Raw genomic sequence first — 20980 nt, forward strand, 5'->3', positions numbered from 1 at the left:
CCGTGGTCGATGACTGCACCCGCGAGTGCCTGGCGCTGGTGGCCGATACCTCGCTCTCCGGCATCCGCGTGGCCCGGGAACTTGACCGGCTGATGATCGGGCGCGGCGAGCCGAAATGGTGGTCAGCGACAACGGCAGCGAGCTGACCAGCAACGCCATCCTGACATGGGCGGATCAGAGCCGCGTCGCCTGGCACCACGTTGCGCTGGGCAAGCCCATGCAGAATGCGTTCATCGAGAGCTTTCAACGGCCGGCTGCGGGATGAATTGCTGAACGAGACGCTGTTCACGTCAGTGGCCCAGGCTCGCCTCGCACTCGGATGCTGGCGGGCCGATTACAACGATGCCCGACCCCGCTCGCAGCTCGGATGGAAAACGCCCTCCGAGTTCGCCTTCACCTGTCACCCGCGCCGGAATCTGGCGCTGCGCTATGCCGAAGGCTCCGCGCCAGCTCCCGTCGCTCCCACCGCCCAACCGGGCAAATCCAACGACCGGAGCGAACTCAGGATTGGGATAAAAGTTGGGGGCAAGGTCAATCCGCGCCAACGTGAGTTGGGACGTACGCATCCGACAGGGGCCGAGGTTTTGGGCGGGCCGGAGCGGCGGCGGCGCTGGTCGCAGGACGACAAGGCACGGATTGTCGAGGAAACGATGGCGCCGGGCGCGAAGGTGACTGAGGTTGCGCGTCGCAGCGGAGTAGCGGCCAGCCTGGTGTTTACCTGGCATCGACAAGCACGGACATCGGAACAAGTTGTACCATCTTTTGCGCCGGTGCAGATCGCCGCCGCAGCGGCCTCGGCTGAGGAAACTCCGAAGCTTTGGCCTACGGCTGATGGCCGAGTTCGCTCCGTGGCAGCCGCGTGTACTGGATTGATAGAGATTGATCTCGGCAACCGACGGTGCGTCCGGGTGGATGCGCACGTCGATCCGGAGGCGCTGGCGCGGGTCCTCGATGTGCTTGGACGCCGATGATTGCTATACCGGGGAATGTGCGAGTGTGGCTCGCGACAGGCTACAGGGATATGCGCAGAGGCTTTCTGTCACTGGCACTCCAAGTACAGGAGGTGCTGCGCAAAGACCCGCTCAGCGGTCATCTGTTCGTCTTCCGCGGTCGCCGCAGCGATCTTGTGAAGGCGATCTGGCACGATGGCCAGGGAGCCTGCTGTTCACAAAAACACTCGAGAGAGGAAAGTTCATCTCGCCATCGGTTGCCGGTGAATCGGTAACGATCTCGCCGGCGCAGTTGAGCTATCTGCTGTCCGGGATCGATTGGCGCAACCCTCAAGAAACCCAGCGTCCGACGCGGGTCGGATAGCCGCTTTACGGTTTAAATCTGCTGCTTGATCTGATTCAATGGGCTTCATGATATCGAAGCCGGACGATCTTCCATCGGACCTTGTGAGTGCCCTGGCGGCGCTGCAGGCCGAGCGTGAGGCGCGGCTGCGAGCCGAGGCGATGGCCGCCAGTGCACGGGCGGAGCTGTCGGACAACGAGGCGGTGATCGCACATCTCGAACTACGGATCGAGAAGCTCAAACGCGAGCTGTACGGGCAGCGCTCCGAGCGCACGGCACGGCTGCTCGAGCAGTTGGAGTTGGAACTCGAAGAACTCGTCACCACGGCGAGCGAGGATGAGCTTGCCGCGCAGGCCGCCGGCGGCGAAGACGCAGAGCGTTCGCCCCTTCATGCGCAAGCGGCCGGTGCGCAAGCCATGGGCGGATGACATCGAACGCGAACGCGTCGTCATTGAGGCTCCAACAACCTGCGCCTGCTGCGGTGGATCGCGGCTGGCGAAGATCGGTGAGGATGTGACCGGCACGCTGGAGGAGATCCCGCGCCGCTTCAAGCTGATCGAGACGGTACGCGAGAAGTTTACCTGCCGAGATTGCGAGAAGATCAGCCAGCCGCCGGCGCCGTTCCATGCCACGCCGCGCGGCTTGATCGGCCCACAATTGCTGGCGACGATCCTGTTCGACAAGTTTGGCATGCATATCCCGCTCAACCGCCAGAGTGTGCACTTCAAGGCCGAGGGGATCGACCTGCCGTTGTCGACGCTGGCCGACCAGGTCGGCTCGGGACCTTCGCCGTCATGCCGCTCTTCCACTTGATCGAACGCCATGTACTCGCGGCCGAGCGCCTTCATGGCGACGACACCACCATACGTATCTTGGCGAAGGGCAAGTGCACGACCGGGCGGATTTGGACTTATGTGCGGGATGACCGGTCGTTTGCCGGGCCTGCGCCGCCGGCGGCGGTCTATTACGCCTCGAGCGATCGACGAGGCGAGCATCCCCAGAAGCATCTGGCCGCCTTCGCGGGCATTCTGCAGTGCGACTGTTACGGTGGCTTCGAACCGTTGTTCGACCCGCAGCGGAAAGAGCTGCCGATTACGCCGGCGTTTTGCTTTGCCCATGCGCGGCGGGGGTTCTTCGAGCTGGCTGACATCGAGAAAAATGCTCGGGAAGGTAAGAAGGGCAAACCGGTCTCTCCGATCGCGCTGGAGGCGGTCAGACGCCTCGATGCGTTGTTCGAGATCGAGCGCGCCATTAACGGCTGCAGCGCTGATGAGCGGCGCGCCGTGCGCCAGGAAAAGAGCAAGCCGCTTCTCAAGGACCTGCACGCGTGGCTGCTGCGTCAGCGCGAAACCCTCTCGCGCTCCTCCGAGGTCCTGAAGCCCATGAATTACATGCTCAGGCGCTGGGACGAAGAAGCCCTGCCGTCAGTTCAAGGCAACTTTTTTTGGCTTCTCCTTCCAGGCCGCCACCATCCGCTCGTACGCCTGCTCGACGCGTGCGACGTAGCCAGCTTCCCGCTCACGCAGTTCCTTGATCCAGTAGTCCCGACCCGGGCCAGCCTTGCCATAGGCACGAGGCGCTCCAGCCTTGAGTGCCACCTTTCGGAGTTTCATCGCTGTGAACGCCGGTCGTGCGTAAGCATAATCTTTCCCGGTCGTCAGGACGTGCCAGATCATCACTGCGAGCTTACGTGCCGTCGCGACGGCCGCGACTCCGGGCCCATGCTTCTTCTGCATGCGGTTGAAGAAGGCTCGCAGAGGCCCCGGTGCCGTCTTGGCCGACCAGGCCGCTTCAACCAGCATCTTGCGGGCGTCACGATTGCCCTGTTTCGAGATCCGGCCATGCCGTGCCGGGTGCTCGCCTGACTGCCGAACCCGCGGTGTCAACCCGAAATAGCTGCTGAGCTTATCCGGCGACGGGAAGCGTGCGATGTCGCCGATGGAGGCCAGTACACTCGATGCGACAACCGAACTCACGCCGGGGATCGTCATCAGCTTGAGAGCCCGTGGATCGTCCAGAGCCTGTTGCGCTACGGCCTTGTCGATCTCCGACAGTTGCTTCGTCACGCGTTCGAGTTCCGCGATCAGACGCCGGAGCATTGCACGCTCCTCCGATGGCAGAGGCAGACTGTCCAGCCAATGCTGTCCGCGCTTACCGAAGAGATAGCCTTTGTAGGGCGGGATGAGGTTGGCATGCAGGATAGCCTTCATGCGTCCCTTAATCCGGATGATCTGCGCCAAGACACCAGCGCGCTCGGCCATCTGGCGCCGGCGGCTGTAGGTGTCCTCGTCAGCAACCCAGACCTCCGGCAAGAAGCCGGCAGCATGCAACTTTGCCAGGGTCCCAGCATCGACCTTGTCGGTTTTGACTCGCGCATAAGCGATCGCCCGAACGAGCCTCGGATTGGCGACCGCGACGCGCTTAACGTGCGGGCGCAGAATACGTTCGACCGCCGCGCTGTTGCCCGTCACCTCGATAACCACCTCATCCTCGAGGCTGAGTGTGTTGGCAAAGGCGACAAGCCGATCGTGGACGAGATCAACGCGCAGCTGTCGGATTATTGTTCCGTCCCCCAGGATCGCCACCTGGGCGAACGATCGGTGGATGTCCATGCCGACGATTTGCATGCTTGGTTCTCCTTTGTCTCAGGAGCCAGTGGCTTGCACGACATCTACGGATCCGCGCTCGCAGCGCAGCCGGGCAAGTCGTAGGGGCGGCCAAGTAACAAAGCGAGCTCACAGCTCATGGTCATGGCGGCCTGCCACCGTTTCGTGCTCCAGCGCCCCTATCCCGGCTTGCACAGACTAATCCGGACGACCGGTCCTCTCCACCGGGTTTGAGCGCTGAAAACATCATGCCCTTTAACAATTGCGCTGAGCGCGCATTGAGAGGCATCGCCTTGGGAAGGCGCAACTGGACCTTCGCTGGTAACCAGCGTGGCGCCGACCGTGCCGCCATCATGCTGACGATGATCACGACCTGTCGCCTCAACGACGTCGATCCCAATGCCTGGCTCGCCGATGTCCTGGCCCGTATCGCCGATCTTCCCGCGTCGCGCCTGCACGAACTGCTGCCCTGGGAGTGGAAGCTCCTGCGCCAAACCGACAAGCCCGCCGGTCAGCAGGCCGCCTGATCTTCACCCAACCGATCATAGAGCTCGCCGTGCTCGCGCGCATGCGTCAATTGAGCGGCCTTCGGCGTATGAGTACGTTGGGACAGCCTCACCGAACAGCATAAACCGGCGGCTGGAAACCGCTTACAAGCAGCACACGGCCGTCGATGACAAGGTCGGTGTCATTCTGGATGTTGGGGTCACGACTGGACAAACGAACGAAGGAGTGATGATCGAGCCGCAAGTCGATGAGGTTGAAGCGATTACGGGCATCGACATAAAGGTGGTCACCGCCGACTCGGGCTATGCCTACGCTAAACGCGCTCGAGAGGCGCGGGATTGATGCCCTCATCCCAGCTAAGCCGAATCAATCAAGAGTCGCGTACCGCTCAGGCGCTTCCGGTACGATGCTGCGTGTTCCAGGCGGTCGTGATCACCCATTCCAGAGCATCGTGATCACCATTTCCAGCTGATCGTAATCGCTGTTTCCAGCGATCGCGATCGAGGACAACCAGGAGGCGCGCACGGCTGACAGTCTGCAACCCGGGTAGCTTGGTCTTTTGCCTAACCGCAGGGGATCGAGATGCCGACCGAGAGACTGTCCATGCGCCACATTCTTGAAGTTCTACGCCTGCACTACAGCGTCGGCATGTCGCAACGCGCTGTAGCCCGCAGCCTGGGCTTGGCCCAAGGCACGGTCAGCAAGTACCTGAACCGAACCCGCCGCGCCGGCCTGACCTGGCCGTTGCCGCCGGAGCTCGATGACGACGTCCGGCTGGAGAACCGCCTATATCCGCCACCATCCGACCCGCCTTAGCGACGAGCGTCCGCAGCCCGATCGGGCGCTCGTGCATCGCGAGCTGCGGCGCCCGAACGTCACGCTGATGTTGTTATGGGAGGAGTATTGCGACGCAAGCTCCGACAGCTTCAGCTATTCGTGGTTCTGCGAACGCTACAACGAATGGTCCGGTCGCCCTCAAGCCGACCCTGCGTCAGGTCCATGTCGCAGGCGAGAAGCTATTCGTCGACTATTCCGGCCACACGATGGAGGTGGTTGACGGGCTCACCGGCGAGCTGCGCAGCATGCAGATCTTCGTCGCCGTGCTCGGCGCCTCGAACTACACCTATGCCGAAGCCAGCTTCAGCCAGAGCCTGCCGGACTGGATCGCCTCGCACGTTCGGGCATTCTCCTATTTCGGTGGCGTGGCCCGGCAGACGGTGAGCGACAATCTGAAGGCTGTTATCACCCGGGCCTGCTTTCACGGAACCCATGGTCAACCGGACCTATGCCGATGTCGCCCGCCATTACCGCACCGCCATCGTTCCGGCGCGGCCGTATCGGCCAAGGGACAAAGCTAAGGTCGAAGTCGCGGTCCAATCGTCGGGCGATGGATCCTGGCGCGCTTGCGCAACCGCCGCTTCTACTCGCTTGCCGCCCTCAACGAGGCGATCCACGCGCTTCTTGTCGAGCTGAACGATCGACCTTTGCGCAGCTGGGGACGAAGTCGCCGGGAAGTGTTCGAAGAGCTCGCTCGGCCGTCGCTGACCTTCTCGCCGGATGAGCCGTACGAGTATGCCGAGTGGAAGCGCTGCCGGGTCAACCTTGACTATCATGTCGAGATCGCCAAGCACTACTACAGCGTCCCTCACAGCCTCGTGCATCAGGAAGTCGAGGCGCGGATTACACAGAAGACCGTCGAGATCGTTATGCGAGACGATGCCGCTCCGTCGCGGTCGATGGCCGCATCAGGCATGGAAGGCAATCATCGGAACATGAGAGGCCCGACCGGGTCCATTGCATTGGTCGCCAGTGGGGGACAGCGGCAAGGCACTGCCAGAGCCGCGGTCCGACCTGAGGTCGGGAGTCGGACTGGCCCATAGTACCTGTCAAGTCGTCGAAGGAAACGAGACCCATGGAGGGAAGGGGCCAGCCTGAGGGGAGCCCGCGCGAGAAGGCCAGGGTCCGGACACAGAGTCGGGTTGCCTTGCCGCCGAACCTCGAGCGGGTGAACGCGGCGGCCAAGCAGGCTGCTCAAACCGGGTTCACTGCCTTGCTGCATCACGTCAACGTGGACGCTCTGCTTCGGGCGTTTCGACGACAAAAGCGGCGGCCCGGCGCGGGGGTCGATGGGGTAACGGTGGCGAAGTACGAAGATCGGCTTACGGATAACATCCGCGAGCTCTGCGCACGGGTCCACACTGCTCGCTACCGGCCACAGCCGGTGCGGCGGGTCTACATTCCCAAAGCCGATGGCGGTAAACGACCTCTCGGTGTGCCGGCGCTAGAGGACAAGATCGTCCAAAGCGCGGTGGCCGAGGTGTTGAGCGCCGTCTACGAGGCCGACTTCTTCGGATTTTCCTACGGCTTCCGGCCGGGGTGGAATCCTCATATGGCACTTGATGCCCTGCATACGGCCATCATGAGCCAGCATGTGAGCTGGGTGCTCGATGCCGACATAGGTAGCTTCTTCGACTCGGTCGACCACGAGTGGCTTTTGCGAATGGTGGCGCACAGGATCGCCGATCCACGCATAGTGCGGCTGATCGGGCTGTGGTTCCGGGCTGGCGTTCTTGAGAGCGGCGAGAAGCAGCAGACGGACAGGGGCACGCCACAAGGGGCAGGCATCAGCCCGCTCCTTGCCAACATCTTCCTGCACTACATCCTCGATCTCTGGGTCTGCCAATGGCGTCGCCGCCATGCACGCGGTCGCGTTGTGACCGTGCGTTATGCAGACGACTTCGTCATGGGCTTCGAGAGCAAGGCAGATGCGCAGGAAATGCTCTTGGCCCTCAAGGAGCGGCTGGCCAGCTTCGGCCTAACGCTCCATGAGGACAAGACGCGGCTGATCGAGTTTGGCCGGTTCGCGCCCTTCTCGCGTCAGCGGCGCGGCGAGCGGCGGCCCGAAACCCTCGCTCTCCTGGGCTTCACCACTACTGCGGGTGGACCCGCGACGGCCGGTTCATCGTGAAGCACAAGACGGAAGGGAACTGAGACGGCGCAGTTAGAAAAGTCGACACATGGGTTGGTCGGAGTTCGAAACCCTGACGGCTCGCTTCCGTCTGCCCCGTTCCACGCATCACTCGCACTTTGGCACGGGCGGGGATATGACGCGGGTTACTCTCGGAAAGAGTCGGGTAGGGGAAAGCCGCACGCCCGGATCTGTGAGGGCGAAAGCCGAATGGCTGAGCTACTCGACCAGGACCTTGAAAGCCTCAGCCGGAGAGAGACCTTCTCTGCCGAAGATCAGGTTGCCCCTAATACGACCTGGACCGTGAGCGCTGCGACCGCTGAGGGTCTCGCGGCTGCGCGTGCGGCGCCAAAGATTGGGGTCTTTCCGTGGCCTCGGTCGCGGGTATCCCGCTGCTACTACGGTGCCTCAAAGCTCACCGGCTATGTGCTTTGTCGATCAAGGATATTCCACTGGCGCGGGCGGCTCGATCAACGTGAAGGGCGCGTACACGAACGGTGCAAAGCCGTTACAACTTCCAGCCCTACACCTCGGCGACGCACGCTATGTACCGCGGCACCGGGTTGGCCGGTGCCCAGCGTCGGCCTGGATGGACTCTCCGACGCCGTGTTTGTCACTGGCGCTGGTCAGGAGTTGACCACGACCTATCGCTTCGACGGTCCTTGCAAGCATAACTGGGATCCGCACGGGAGCACCTCGGTTTAGGGCAGTTGGGCTGCTGTATGTACAACAACAGGGGCGAAGGGTATATCTGCGGCTCCTTTGTCGCGAGCCTCGCGCTCTCGAGTGGCGTCGCTGGTTGCAATCACGACTTCAACTACTCGACCGTTGGTATGATCCCTAGCTGATCTTCTTGGCCGATCTGACTTAGACTCGGCCAGAAGTACGCGTCTTGAAGCACGGTGGTTTTGCCGCGCAGGCAGGTATCGCCAAGCGGGCGCCGCCAAGGAACGAATGACCAGAATACGTTCAGCCTGTTGCTTCGAGCTCGGCGCACCTGGCCAGTCTGTGGCAAAGTGGCGGAAGAAGAAAAGAGCGCTCTCTAGCTCTTACCTCCAAGAGAAGCCTCCGGCATGCCGGCGGGCGGCCTTTTTTCAAAATCTCTGCAGGACTTCGCCGCGCTCGTGTTCACTCTTTCGACGAAGCCATTGCCTTGGTAATTGGCCAGCCGGAACACTATGCGTCACGCAATCGTGCCAACGATCGAAGGTGATGGTGAACCACTCCTCCGTTGTTGCCGAGCGCGTTGCGCCTTCTACTCCTATAAATCCCGGGTGTTATTGAATTGAACCTGCCGTTTTCATGGATAGGCAAAATGTTCATTGGCGGCCCAACTGGCTCCCAAGGCAATGCGCGCCAATTCCGGATCGAAGTCGCGGCTCAGACTTACTGCTAGAATAACATAAGTTGCGCTGCATCGGTCATACAACCTAGCCGTTTCCGACGCGCCGGTGCGCTTACGACGTCGGAGTTCCTGAACTCAGATCGGTGTCGGTACCAATCTGCCGGGATTCAAGGCTTACGCATCAAACCGCATCATTTCCGTCGGGATGCGCACAATTTCAGTAACAAACGGCGCTAAATCAGAGAAAATCGCCTCAGTGGCCCGGTAATGTTGTCGCAAAGAAAGCAACGAGTCCCACGGGACTGGTGATCAAAATCTTGGGAGTGAAATATTGGCTCAAAGCGATGAGCTGCAACCGTCTCTCACCGGCGAACCTGCCCTCTCTTGCAGCGGACGAATTGCATCCTGTCGCCGCGACGGGGCTGAGCATTCGCGAGGATCGTTGAGGTTGTCTCATCTGCGACATTTCCCGCACTGAGTCAACTTGAGATCTTAATGGCTCTTTCAGTCCCATTCTGGATCGTGCTCCGCCGGAACGCCCGCGCTTCGAGGTCGCAAAGAAGCAACCGTTTGAGGCGCGGTTTTCAAAAAGAGCGCTACGCGTGTGCGGCGATCATTCTGAGACTACCAACAGAGAGGAGAGTTCCTTGGCTATTTCTCGACGTGACCTCATGAAGACAGGGCTGGCCGCGGGAACGGCTATATCGATGCCTTCGGTCCTGCAGGCGCAGAAAGCCACCGCCTCACGGACGGTCCGAATGGTCTTGTCCGGTGACCTTCGGGTCTTCGATCCAATTGCCACGACTGCGAACGTCACGTTTGCCCATGGCCTGGCGATTTACGACACGCTGTTCGCGGCGGATTCGAAGTTCATGCCGCAGCCGCAAATGGTGGGGAAGTGGGGCGTTTCAGAAGACAAGAAGACCTATACGTTCGAGCTTCGGGATGGTCTGGCCTGGCACGATGGGACTTCCGTCACGGCCGCCGACTGCGTGGCGTCGGTCCATCGCTGGGCTCAAGTCAACGCCGGCGGCCGGCTGATCATGTCGCGGGCGAAGGACATTGCGAAGAAGGATGACAAGACCTTCACGATCGCTCTTAAGGAGCCGCTGGGACTTCTGATTAACATACTAGCGGATCCGGGAGATCTGGGCCTATTCATTATGCGCGAGAAAGACGCGAGCCGTCCCCCAACCGAGCAGGTGACCGCGAATATCGGATCGGGCCCGTTCAAGTTCAATCATGATCTTGCCAAGCCAGGTGCGAGCTTCACCTACGACCGCAATGAGAATTACGTCGCACGCAGGGAGCCGGCTGATGGACTGGCTGGCGGAAAGGTCGTCAAGGTCGATCGCGTCATCTGGGATAATATCGGCGATCAGCAGACTGCTTTCGCGGCGCTGCAGGCAGGCGAAATCGATTTCATGGAATCTCCCCCCTCAGATCTTTACTCGGCGATAGAAAGCGACCCGAACCTTGTACTCGAGGTTCTGAACAAATCAGGCAACGACCTGCTCATCCGCATGAACTGTCTGCAGAAGCCATTCGATAACGTGAAAGCACGCCAGGCGCTGCTTCATCTGATCGATCAGGAAGCTTTCATGAGGGCCGTTAACGCAAAATATGCCCATCCTCTCAAATCGATGTTTGGTAACGATACGCTCTACTCCAACGACGAGAATACCGGATGGTACAAGAAGGGCGGCAACCCGGAAAAGGCCAAGCAGCTCTTCAAGGAGGCGGGATATGCCGGCGAGAAAGTCCTTATCCTCGACCCTACGAACGCAGCATGGGCTGACATTCCTTCGCAGCTCCTCGCGGCCACTCTGCGCAAGATTGGGGTCAACGCCGAACTTGCCCCGATGGACTGGGGCCAGCTCGTCACGCGGCGGGCCAACAAGGGACCGATCGAGGATGGCGGCTGGAACATCTTTGTCTCGTCTTACCCCGATAAGAGCCTCGGCGATCCGATCGGCGCTGCCTTGCTGCTCGCGAATGGGGATAAGGCCTGGTATGGTTGGCCAAAGAACGACGAGTACGAGGCGCTGCGGGCCAAATGGGCGGATGTCGAAACTCTCGATGAGCGCAAGGCGTTGGCCCGCCAGATGCAGCGGTTATGGTGGGATTTTGTCGGCGCGGTTTTCTTGGGTCAAATTGTCTCACCTATTTCGCGCCGCAAGACCCTGACAGGCCTTATTCCCACGCCGGGAGTTCTCCCGATGTGGAACATGCAGAAGGGCTGAGGCGCAATGGCTGCTTACGTCCTGCGCAGGATGGTCTCGACCATAGCCGTCATGGCTATGGTCGGAATTTTCGTGTTTTTGCTTCTCCGCCTCTCGCCGGGCGACCCGGCAGCCATCATTGCTGGCGATACAGCCACGCCACAGATGATCGCCGGCATCCGCGAAAAGTTGGGGCTCAACGATGCGTTGCCCATTCAGTTCGTACACTGGGCGCTGAACATCATCCACGGTGACTTCGGGACGTCTATTTTTTCTGGGCGGCCTGTTCTCCAACTGATCTCGCAACGGCTGCAGCCGACCATTTCTCTTTCAATCTTGACGATGGTTCTTTCGGTGGCGTTCGGGGTGTCATTCGGCATTCTTGCGGCTTGGCGGGTTGGAGGTCTCATCGATCGCATGCTCTCTGGCTTCGCGGCGCTCGGATTTTCTGTCCCGGTGTTTGTTGTCGGCTATTTTCTCGTCTACTTGTTGGCCATCAAAGCGCGTTGGCTGCCGGTCCAAGGGTACCAGCCTCTCGATCACGGCCTCGGACCTTGGTTTGTGCACCTGATCCTGCCTACGGTGACCTTAAGTCTTCCGTATATTGCTTTTATTGCCCGGATAACGCGGGCAAGCATGCTCGAAGTTTTATCGGAAGATTACATGCGAACGGCGGCTGCTAAGGGGGCCTCCACATATTCCATGCTTTTCCATCATGCTCTGAAGAACGCGGGTGTCCCGATTCTCACTGTGATCGGAATAAGCTTCGCATATCTGATCGCTGGCGTCGTCATCACGGAAACGGTGTTCAACATACCTGGTGTGGGTCGTTTGGTGGTCGATGCCATCAACAACCGCGATTATCCCATCATCCAGGCCGTGCTGATCCTTAGTTCGGGCCTCTACGTCCTTGTCAATCTAACGGTCGATCTTGCGTACACGCTGATCGATCCTCGCATTCGGTATTGATATGACGTTCTTATCCGCACCGGTTGAAGCCGAGCCCTTGGGCCGGCGAATATCTAGCCTTCGTCGTCTGGCAAGTCGGCATCCACTAATATTTGCCGGCGCTGGCCTCCTGGCCGCGATGATTGTTCTGTCACTCGCTGCACCTCTTTTCGCCGGCGATCCGCTGAACATGGATCCATTCCAGCGCCTTCAATCTCCTTCAGCCGAGATGTGGTTCGGTAGCGATAATCTGGGCCGTGACGTGTTTGCGCGTACGGTGTTCGGCGCCCGGATCTCCCTCATGGTCGGATTAATTTCGGCGGCGAGCGCGGCTCTCGGCGGGCTTCTGATCGGTGTGATCGCCGGTTACAACCGCCGCTTCGATAGCATCGCAATGCGCATCATGGACGGCCTGATGTCGATCCCGACGATCCTGCTGGCCATCGCTCTTGTTTCTCTGACGGGTCCAGGAATCAGTATTCTCATCTTCGCCATCACGATTCCCCAGATCCCAACGGTTGCGCGGCTGGTTCGTTCGGTGGTTCTTGGCGTTCGGGAGCGTCCCTATGTGGAGGCTGCCGTCTGTGGCGGCGCGCGCCTTCCAAAGGTGTTGTGGCGCCATATTCTGCCCAGCACCATCCCGGCGCTTATGATCCAGAGCGCCAATGTCTGCGCGAGTGCGATTCTTATAGAGGCCGGGTTGAGCTTCCTCGGTGCAGGCGTGCCTCCCGTAATTCCCAGCTGGGGCAACATGATATCGAGTTCTCGCCTGTATCTCGCTATCGCCCCATTGACTGTTTTCGCTCCTGGCATCTGTCTTGCCGTCACAGTCCTGGCCGTCAATTTACTCGGAGACGGCTTACGAGATCTTTTCGATCCCCGCTCAAGGCGGAGACGCTGACATGCGAACAGAAAATGTGACCCAGGATGACGTGCTTCTCGATGTTCGGGACTTGGAGACGCATTTTTACGGAGAAGAAAGCGTCACGCGCGCCCTAGGCGGCATCAGCTTCCAGATAAAGGGCGGGGAAACGCTCGGCGTTGTCGGTGAATCCGGATGTGGCAAGAGCGTCACCGCCCTCTCAATCCTTCGTTTGCTGCCCAAGCTGACCGCTAAGACCGTTGGGGGCGAGATCCGCTTTCATGGACGCGATCTCCTGAAGCTATCGGAACGCGAGATGCGACAGATCCGCGGCGACCGGATCGCAATGATCTTTCAAGAGCCCATGACAAGCCTGAACCCAGTTCAGACCGTTGGCCACCAGATCGCTGAAGCCGTGCAGATCCATACGAGCGCTTCCCGGTCGGAAGCGATGACAAGGTCTCAAGAAATGCTCCGGCTCGTCCGGATCGCAGACCCCGAGCGTCGCCTTAAGAGCTACCCTTACGAAATTTCAGGCGGCATGCGCCAGCGTGCGATGATCGCCATGGCCCTTGCCTGCTCGCCGGAACTATTGATTGCCGACGAGCCAACGACTGCGCTTGACGTTACGATACAGGCGCAGATCTTGCGGCTGATCATCGATCTGAAAGAGCAGATGGGAATGGCCGTGATGTTCATAACGCACGATCTGGGCGTTGTAGCCGAGACGTGTCAACGCGTCATCGTCATGTATGCTGGCCGAATCGTGGAGCAAGCGAGCGTAAAAGATCTATTCGCACAGCCCACACATCCGTACACCCAAGGACTCATGCGCTCGGTGCCCGATCCGCGGCGCGGCCGGCGCCGCCGCCTTCCCGAAATTCCCGGCATTGTGCCGAGCCTGCGCGAGCCCATCGTCGGGTGCACTTTCGCGCCTCGGTGTCCGTTCGCGATCGGCATTTGTCGTGAAAAGACCCCTGTGATGCGTGATGTCGGACCGCGCCATGCTGCCGCCTGCTGGCGTGCTGAAGAGGTCGTGGGCGCATGACCGGCCCTCTGCTTAAAGTTGAGAAGTTGACTAAACATTATCCGCTTGCGAAGGGATTCCTGAGGCGGACTGGTCCGGTGGTGCGAGCCGTGGAGGACGTCTCCTTCTCGGTTGAGGCGGGTGAGACGCTCTGCATCGTCGGCGAATCCGGCTGCGGCAAGTCCACTGTCGCGCGACTCCTGATGCGCATCGTGGAGCCAACCGGCGGGCGTGTGTTGGTGGACGGGACCGATATTGCAAGCCTCAAGACACACGAACTGCGTGCGTATCGCCGACGCATGCAGATGGTCTTTCAGGATCCATACTCATCGCTGAATCCGCGCCTGACTGCCGGACAGATCATCACCGAGCCTGTCGAGAACTTTGAGCGGCTCAACCGGACCCAGCGCCGAGCGCTTGCCGCCGAGCTTCTACAAAAAGTCGGGATGTCGCCCGAGATGATGCACAGGCTCCCATCAGAATTCTCGGGCGGCCAGCGGCAACGGCTCGGCATTGCCAGGGCATTGGCTCTCCGGCCCTCACTCATCGTCGCTGACGAAGCGGTCTCAGCTCTCGATGTCTCAGTGCAGGCACAAATCCTGAACCTGCTGATGGATCTCCAGCAGCAGCTCGGCATCGCCTTCGTTTTCATTTCGCATGATCTTAGTGTCGTCGAGCATATCGGGCACCGCGTTGCGGTTATGTATCTTGGGCGGATTGTCGAGCTAGCCCCGTGCGAGGCCTTTTTCGCAGAGCCAGCCCATCCCTATGCCGAGGCGCTGATCGCGGCGGCTCCGGTCCCCGACCCCACGCGGGCTCGGCTGCAGGTGCCCGTAGAGGGTGAGGTGCCAAGCCCCGTCAATCCGCCGAGTGGGTGTGCGTTTCACCCGCGCTGTCCGCTCGCGGTTGAGCGTTGCCGCGTCGAAGTTCCGCGTTTGGTGCCGATGCCGGATGGGCGCGCCGTCGCGTGCCATGTCCGTGCACCAGCCACAGACGCGGTCGCTCAGCGGGTTATCTCGGTCGCAGGCTCTTCGGCCGTCCCCATAGAACGGCGAAACCTTTCTATTGGCATCCGATGAAAACTGGCTTTCGCGCTCGAAATGAACACCTCGGTCCTGCTTCCGAAAGGCGCCTGATGCGGTTGCACCTCCATCGCAGGACATCGATACCGAGGCGACAGCAGCAGTTCGCAAACGGGGGCCGCCAGCGAATCCTGCGTTTTGCGCCCGGTAAGAATATTTACGAGAATTAGATTCGCCTTAGAAGCTGAAGACTGGAGCACGCTTATGAAAGAGCTTGACCGGCCCGTGGTCAACAACGTGAAGAAGGCAATGCCGCCCAAGGGGGCATTCGAATTTGATGGAAGGCAATATCTCGACGGGCAGGCGTCCGATCCGCGCGAACTCGGCTGGATGCAGGGAACGCCGCCGGCGGCGGATAAGCGCATCACTTTCGAAGGCGACAGCTTCCTGGATTTTCCGCAAATTCGCTGGTCGCTCTCGCATCTTCGCGAGCTTGTACCGACGCTCAACATCTGGCGTGGGCGGGGTGAACCGTCGTCGCTCGATCGTAGCGACAAGAGTCTCGATATCGGCGCGTTGGCGTTCACGGACATGGACGGCCGGCAGCGCCGGTTTGACGAAGCCCTTTTCGATACGTACACCGACGGTATTATAGTTCTACATCGCGGGCGCATTGTTTATGAGCGCTACTTGGGTGCGCTTGAACCCCATCTGCCGCATGCCTGCTTCTCGGTCACAAAGTCATACGCGGGCACGCTGGCTGCAGCCTTCGTACATCAAGGTCTTCTCGATGACACGAAGATGATCCTTCATTATCTGCCTGAGTTGCGCGGCTCGGCGTGGGAAGATGCCACGCTGCGCGAGGTCATGGATATGCAGACTGGTTTGGCCTATTCCGAGGACTACATCGATGAGCGTGGCAGCAATCGCACATATGCGCGTGCCTGTGGTTTGCGGCCGCGACGAGATGGGTATGACGAGCCGCAGAATTTGTGCGATTACCTGCGCACGGTCAGCAAGGAAGGTACCCACGGCAATGCCTTCGCCTATAAGACGGTGAACACTGAAGTAATGGCCTGGGTGATGGCACGCGTGACAGGCCGCTCCTTGGCGCAACTGCTTCACGAGCACATTTGGGCGCCGCTCGGTTGCGAGGAGGACGGCAGTGTTGTCGTCGATCCCGCTGGGATGGCGATGGCAGGCGGCGGCTTGTCAGCAACTTTGCGTGACATGGCGCGCTTCGGTGACTTGATGCGCTGTGAAGGCTCCTGGAACGGAAAACAGATCATTCCCGCGTCCGTTGTCGACGACGTGCAAAAGGGGGGCGACCCCGCCAAGTGCGAATACATGCCGCAACCCGGCTACTCGTATCGCAGCATGTGGTGGGTAACGCACAACCAGCTGGACGCCTTCGAAGCGCGGGGCATTCACGGTCAGCGCGTGTATGTTGCGCCGAAGGCAGAGATGACGATTGCCCGCTTTGCATCTCACCCACTGGCGTCGGCCGCTCACGGCGACCGAATCACCTTGCCGCAGATGCTGACTTTGGGGCGAGTGCTGCGCGATAGCCGGTAATGAGCGGACGCGGGCAAACCACGTCACGCGCGCTCCGCACGAAAGACTGGCAGTTATCGATGCACTCAGAAGGACACCTGCATCGCAATTCACTGAAGCTGTGCCAACTCCTGCGTTGCGGCAAGCAGCGTTCGATGAGAAAAACCAAACTCGGGGAAATCTATGGGAAAACAATTGCAGGAGAACGATTCTCACTCCGACTCGCAGGGGGACTGTTACGATACGGCAGGTTCGATCGCGACGAACGTGGCGGATGGCTTCACGATGGTAGCGGTTGGCGATCTCATCGTGACACGGCCTCTGACCAAAAGCCCGCATCAGGGCTTCGATGCCATCGTCAAGATTCTCCAAGACGCTGATGTCACCTTTGGCAACATGGAAACAAACATCTTCGACATTCGTTCGTTCACCGGGAGCCCGCAGGCCGAATACGGCGGTGCCTATCACATCAGCCTCCCCGAGCTCGGGCCTGATTTGAAGGAGATGGGCTTCAATATCGTCGGCCGCGCGAATAACCATTCGTTTGACTGGGGCGTTGAAGGTATGCGCGAGACGAGCCGAGTGCTCGATCAGAACGGGATCGTTCATGCAGGTGTGGGTGACAATCTGGCGCAAGCCGGCGCCGCTCGCTTTCTAGAGACCGCGCGCGGTCGTGTGGCGTTGTTGTCGTTTGCCTCATCTTTCACGCCGTTGTCTCGCGCCGCTAATGCCGCGGGCGAGGCGCCAGGCCGTCCAGGACTAAACAGCCTTCGACTGACGCGAAGCGTCATTGTTCCGCGGGAGACGCTCGAGGTATTGAGACGGATCAGGAACGCGTTGCCCGGTCCACGGCCTAGCCATGATCCAAACCGCGTCGTGATCGCTGGAGCGACGTACAAAGCCGGGGATGAGGCCGCTTACAGCTACGAGGCGGATCCACGCGATGTGGCTGGTATTCTGCGAAACATTCGCCAAGGCAAGCAATTTGCCGATTTCTGCATCGCCACGAACCATGGCCACGAGCCTGGCAATTGGAGTCAAGAGCCGCCTGATTATGAGCACGGGGTTGCGCACTCGCTAATCGATGCGGGCGCTGACGTCTATGCCTGCCATGGACCACACCAGTTGCGAGGCATAGAGATCTACAGAGGCCGGCCGATCTTTTACAGCCTTGGCAACTTCATTATGGACGACCTCCGCACACCTGTGGGCGCCGACATGTTTGCCACTTACGGCAAGGACCCGCGGATAGACACGGATGCGGAGGTAACAGCTGAAGAAATGGGTAGGGGGTATGAGACCGATCCCGGATTTTCCGACCCGGTATTCTATCAGAGCATCGTTGCCGTCAGCCGCTTTGAGCAGAACCAGCTTGCCGAATTGCGGTTGTACCCGATCGAGCTCGGTCGCTCGAAGCGGCTGGCTAATCGGGGGATCCCGCAGCTTGCCGGTGCGCACGAAGCAAAGGAGATTCTGGAGCGTCTACGGAAGCTGTCGGAGCCATTTGGCACCCAAATCTTGGTCGAGAACGGCGTGGGAGTCATCAGACTTTGATCCAGCTCGCCGCAATAGCGCGGTCTGGATCCGCAAGTTAAATATTGGACCGGCTCGCGCTCGATAGCGCTTTGCAATCCTCAACAGAGCGGGCGATCTTGTCCAGGCAAGCACGTGGGGCGTTCATGACCTTTACGATCTTGACCGGCGAGTTCCAACACGAGACCCATTCGTTCAGCCGGCTGAATGCGGACTATCAGGCTTTCCTTAGTCGTGCCCTCTATCTCGGAAACGACGCGGTCGCGGCACGAGGTGGTGCCAACACCGGGCTTGCCGGTTTCCTCGATGTTGCGCGCAAGCATGGCTCGACGCTGATACACAGCGTGAGCGCGTTGGCCGAGCCGTCGGGCCCAGTGACGACTGACGCCTTTGACAGGATCGTCGGCGTCATGGTGGAGACCGCTAAGCAGAATAAGGACCGGATCGACGGCGTACTGCTGGCCCTCCATGGCGCCATGGTCACTCAGTCCTTTGAGGACGGCGAGGGTGAAATTCTGGCGCGTCTTCGCCAGGTACTCGGCCCGAAAGTGCCGATCGCGATCACTCTCGATCTGCACGCAAATGTAACCGAGCGCATGTGCGAGCTGGCCGACATCATCGTCTCTTTTAAGACCTATCCGCACGTCGACATGCGAGAGGTCGCCGGCCAGGCGGCCGAGATCCTGCACCGGACCATGGCGGGCGAGATCACGCCAAAGACTATTCGCGTGCATGTTCCGATGCTGGCGGAAACCAATGGCTGTCGAACCGATATCGGGCCGATGATCGATTGGGTAACAAGAGCGCGAAGCTATGAACGAGAAACAGGGGTATTTGCCGTCAGTATTAACAGCGGCTTTGGGCTGGCCGACATCAAGGAAGTAGGGCCTACCATCTTGGTGACTGCGGAGGGCGACATGGATCTCCACCGCGATTTCGCGCGCGCAATCGCCGGCGAGATTTGGGATCAGCGTGGCAAGTTGCTGGACCACCGCTACAGCATCGCTGAAACGGTCGAGATCGCAAGAAATTACTCCAACAGCACCGGGCCGCTCGTAATTGCCGAATCCTCCGACAATCCAGGTGGCGGCGCTTACAGCGATGCGACAGAGCTCTTGCGCGCCATACTGCAGGACAACATCAATGATGCCTGCTACGGGCCAATGGTCGATGCTGAAGCAGCGGCTGAGCTACACCGCCACAAGCCCGGAGCCGGGGTCGAGATCATGCTCGGGGGCAAAACCGACCCGTCCTTCGGCGGCCCACCCTTGCTGTTTGCCGGCACGTTGGTGGGACTGTTCGACGGCCGCTTCCGCGGCGACGGGCCCATGGTGGGTGGCCTCGAACTCAGTTTCGGGCCGAGCGCAGTACTTCGAGCCGACGGTGTAACCATCCTTGTGGTGACCTATCCGATCCAGATGTTCGACGTGCAGCAATTCCGGACTTTCGGCATCGATCCCGCCAAGCATCGCGTTGTGGCCCTCAAATCGGCGCATCATTTCCGCGCGGCTTTTGCCCCGATCGCGGGTGAAATCATTGTCTGCGACGGAAATGGACTTACGACTAAGAGGCTCAGCCGATTTCCCTATCGGAATGTGCCGCGCCCCATCTACCCGCTAGACCCAGACATGAGGTTCGAAGCGTAGCTTTGGTGCGCGCGAGGTCATTAATGGGCACTCGTCAACAGGTGTTCGGACGGTTGAAGTGTCTATAAGAGACGTATTTTGCGCCTAATTTCCACGGCATCACCGAACAAATTGCAGGATACCTGCGCCAATAGCTCGGACGCGGTCGATTTTCTTTTGAGCTTCAGGGTAAGTTGTCTCCCTCGGACATCCGCGATCGAGCGGCCGGATGAAGAGGTTAAGCAAAATGAGTGCACACAGTAACAGCTTTCTGTCGGATGCAGAGCAGGATGCAGTCATCCAACTGCGTCATGCCCTGCATCGCGAGCCTGAGCTCTCCAACGCGGAATGGAAGACGCAAGAGCGGATCCGCGGCCTATTGCAGCGCTTCGGCCTCACGGCCGCAAAGGCTTTCCACACGACTGGCCTCTATATCGATATCGATGGCACCGCTTCCGGCCCCAAGCGATCGATCGCGGTGCGCGGCGACATTGATGCGCTACCGATCCAGGAGGGGCGCGAGGATCTGCCTTACCGCTCGCAGATAAGTGGTGTCATGCATGCCTGTGGTCACGACATGCACAGCTCTATAGCCCTCGGCACTGCGCTTGCTTTCCATCGGCTGCGTCACAATTTCGCGGGCAAGGTGCGGATATTCTTTCAGCCGGCCGAGGAGGCAGAACCGCTCGGCGGGCGCACCGTGCAGGAAGAGAAATTGCTGGAGGGTTTCGACCACGCCGTCGGCTTTCATATCAGCCCTGCGATACCCGCCGGCATGTTCGGCGCCCAAGAGGGCGCGGTGACTAAATCCGCCGACCAGTTCAAGCTTACTATCACCGGCAAGATGGCGCACGCTGCGTGGCCGCATTACGGCGTGGACGCCATCGCCATCGCCTCCGCCTTCGTCAACGAGGTGCAGAAGGTAGTCTCCCGCGAGATGCCTGTTGATGATGGCGCGATCGTCACGATCGGCACAATCCATGGCGGCGAGGCGCCCAACATCATCTGCCCGTCGGTCGTGATGGAGGGGACGATCAGGACCAGCAGCTCCGAACGGCGCGCGCTGCTATGTCAGCGCGTCCGCGAGGTAGCGGAAGGAATCGCGGCAACACACCGCGGCCACGCCGATTGCATTATTCATGAAGGCGAGCCCGCGGTGGTCAATGATGCCGAAATGGTCTGCCGCTTTCGGCGAGTCGTTCATGATACGGTCGGTCGCGATGCGTTCTTCAATGAACGGAGCCGGCCGGGAGGCGCCGATGACTTTGGCTTCTATGCGGCGTGCGTGCCGTCTATTTATTTCTGGTTCGGGAGCCGCGCTCCAGGCAACGAATCGTATGTGCACACGCCAACATTCGGAGCCTCCGATGATCTCATCATCCCGACGACGGAGCTCACCGTCAGATACATCCTCGATCTGCTGAATACCTGACTTCGGCAGGCCATGATCATCGCTTAAATTCGTTCG

The 20980-nt window shown here is 60.0% G+C and carries 16 protein-coding genes and 4 pseudogenes; 19 read left to right on the plus strand and 1 reads right to left on the minus strand.

What is annotated here, in order from left to right; all coding sequences use genetic code 11:
* From AC24YW_RS35865 to tnpC, 4 genes and pseudogenes are all read left to right on the plus strand, one after another.
* A pseudogene (locus tag AC24YW_RS35865) lies at window positions 1–512 on the plus strand (integrase core domain-containing protein); the annotation flags it as partial.
* A complete protein-coding gene (tnpA, locus tag AC24YW_RS35870; RefSeq protein WP_487487157.1) occupies window positions 513–971 on the plus strand; it encodes an IS66-like element accessory protein TnpA in 459 nt (152 codons plus the stop codon).
* Window positions 968–1314, plus strand: a pseudogene (gene tnpB / locus AC24YW_RS35875) (IS66 family insertion sequence element accessory protein TnpB). Before tnpA ends, tnpB begins: the two are co-directional and overlap by 4 nt.
* 47 nt (window positions 1315–1361) lie before the next feature.
* Window positions 1362–2711 (plus strand): annotated as a pseudogene (tnpC, locus tag AC24YW_RS35880) (IS66 family transposase); the annotation flags it as partial.
* Window positions 2712–2717: 6 nt separating this feature from the next.
* Here tnpC and AC24YW_RS35885 read toward each other — a convergent pair.
* Window positions 2718–3905 (minus strand): IS110 family RNA-guided transposase, encoded by a 1188-nt coding sequence (locus AC24YW_RS35885; RefSeq protein WP_487487158.1) that lies wholly within the window; start codon window positions 3903–3905, stop codon window positions 2718–2720.
* A gap of 251 nt (window positions 3906–4156) precedes the next feature.
* Between AC24YW_RS35885 and AC24YW_RS35890 the strand changes: the two are divergent.
* The 15 genes and pseudogenes from AC24YW_RS35890 to AC24YW_RS35960 all read left to right on the plus strand — a co-directional run.
* Window positions 4157–4426: pseudogene (locus tag AC24YW_RS35890) on the plus strand (transposase domain-containing protein); the annotation flags it as partial.
* Window positions 4314–4748 carry a transposase gene (locus AC24YW_RS35895; protein ID WP_487487099.1) on the plus strand — a complete coding sequence of 145 codons (435 nt, stop codon included), beginning with the start codon at window positions 4314–4316 and terminating at the stop codon, window positions 4746–4748. The pseudogene AC24YW_RS35890 and the gene AC24YW_RS35895, both read left to right, overlap by 113 nt.
* A gap of 261 nt (window positions 4749–5009) precedes the next feature.
* A complete protein-coding gene (locus AC24YW_RS35900; RefSeq protein WP_487487100.1) occupies window positions 5010–5222 on the plus strand; it encodes a helix-turn-helix domain-containing protein in 213 nt (70 codons plus the stop codon).
* A gap of 227 nt (window positions 5223–5449) precedes the next feature.
* Window positions 5450–5764 (plus strand): hypothetical protein, encoded by a 315-nt coding sequence (locus tag AC24YW_RS35905; protein WP_487487101.1) that lies wholly within the window; start codon window positions 5450–5452, stop codon window positions 5762–5764.
* Between the two features lie 45 nt (window positions 5765–5809).
* Window positions 5810–6286, plus strand: a complete 477-nt coding sequence (locus AC24YW_RS35910) for a Mu transposase domain-containing protein (RefSeq protein ID WP_487487102.1) — start codon at window positions 5810–5812, stop codon at window positions 6284–6286.
* Between the two features lie 104 nt (window positions 6287–6390).
* Window positions 6391–7374 carry a reverse transcriptase domain-containing protein gene (locus AC24YW_RS35915; protein WP_487487103.1) on the plus strand — a complete coding sequence of 328 codons (984 nt, stop codon included), beginning with the start codon at window positions 6391–6393 and terminating at the stop codon, window positions 7372–7374.
* A gap of 1992 nt (window positions 7375–9366) precedes the next feature.
* Window positions 9367–10962 carry an ABC transporter substrate-binding protein gene (locus tag AC24YW_RS35920; protein WP_487487104.1) on the plus strand — a complete coding sequence of 532 codons (1596 nt, stop codon included), beginning with the start codon at window positions 9367–9369 and terminating at the stop codon, window positions 10960–10962.
* Window positions 10963–10968: 6 nt separating this feature from the next.
* Window positions 10969–11910, plus strand: a complete 942-nt coding sequence (locus tag AC24YW_RS35925; protein ID WP_487487105.1) for an ABC transporter permease — start codon at window positions 10969–10971, stop codon at window positions 11908–11910.
* A gap of 1 nt (window position 11911) precedes the next feature.
* A complete protein-coding gene (locus tag AC24YW_RS35930) occupies window positions 11912–12790 on the plus strand; it encodes an ABC transporter permease (protein ID WP_487487106.1) in 879 nt (292 codons plus the stop codon).
* Window position 12791: 1 nt separating this feature from the next.
* A complete protein-coding gene (locus tag AC24YW_RS35935) occupies window positions 12792–13799 on the plus strand; it encodes an ABC transporter ATP-binding protein (RefSeq protein WP_487487107.1) in 1008 nt (335 codons plus the stop codon).
* The gene (locus tag AC24YW_RS35940) at window positions 13796–14857 is read left to right on the plus strand and encodes an ABC transporter ATP-binding protein (protein WP_487487108.1); all 1062 of its coding nucleotides are present in this window, start codon (window positions 13796–13798) and stop codon (window positions 14855–14857) included. Before AC24YW_RS35935 ends, AC24YW_RS35940 begins: the two co-directional genes overlap by 4 nt.
* A 207-nt stretch (window positions 14858–15064) precedes the next feature.
* A complete protein-coding gene (locus tag AC24YW_RS35945) occupies window positions 15065–16375 on the plus strand; it encodes a serine hydrolase domain-containing protein (protein ID WP_487487109.1) in 1311 nt (436 codons plus the stop codon).
* Window positions 16376–16537: 162 nt separating this feature from the next.
* Window positions 16538–17908 (plus strand): CapA family protein, encoded by a 1371-nt coding sequence (locus AC24YW_RS35950; protein ID WP_487487110.1) that lies wholly within the window; start codon window positions 16538–16540, stop codon window positions 17906–17908.
* A gap of 125 nt (window positions 17909–18033) precedes the next feature.
* Complete coding sequence (locus AC24YW_RS35955) at window positions 18034–19533, plus strand: M81 family metallopeptidase (protein ID WP_487487111.1); 1500 nt, start codon at window positions 18034–18036, stop codon at window positions 19531–19533.
* Between the two features lie 226 nt (window positions 19534–19759).
* Window positions 19760–20944 carry a M20 metallopeptidase family protein gene (locus tag AC24YW_RS35960; RefSeq protein WP_487487112.1) on the plus strand — a complete coding sequence of 395 codons (1185 nt, stop codon included), beginning with the start codon at window positions 19760–19762 and terminating at the stop codon, window positions 20942–20944.
* Window positions 20945–20980: the final 36 nt, after the last annotated feature.

The organism is Bradyrhizobium sp. USDA3516 (assembly GCF_057651995.1).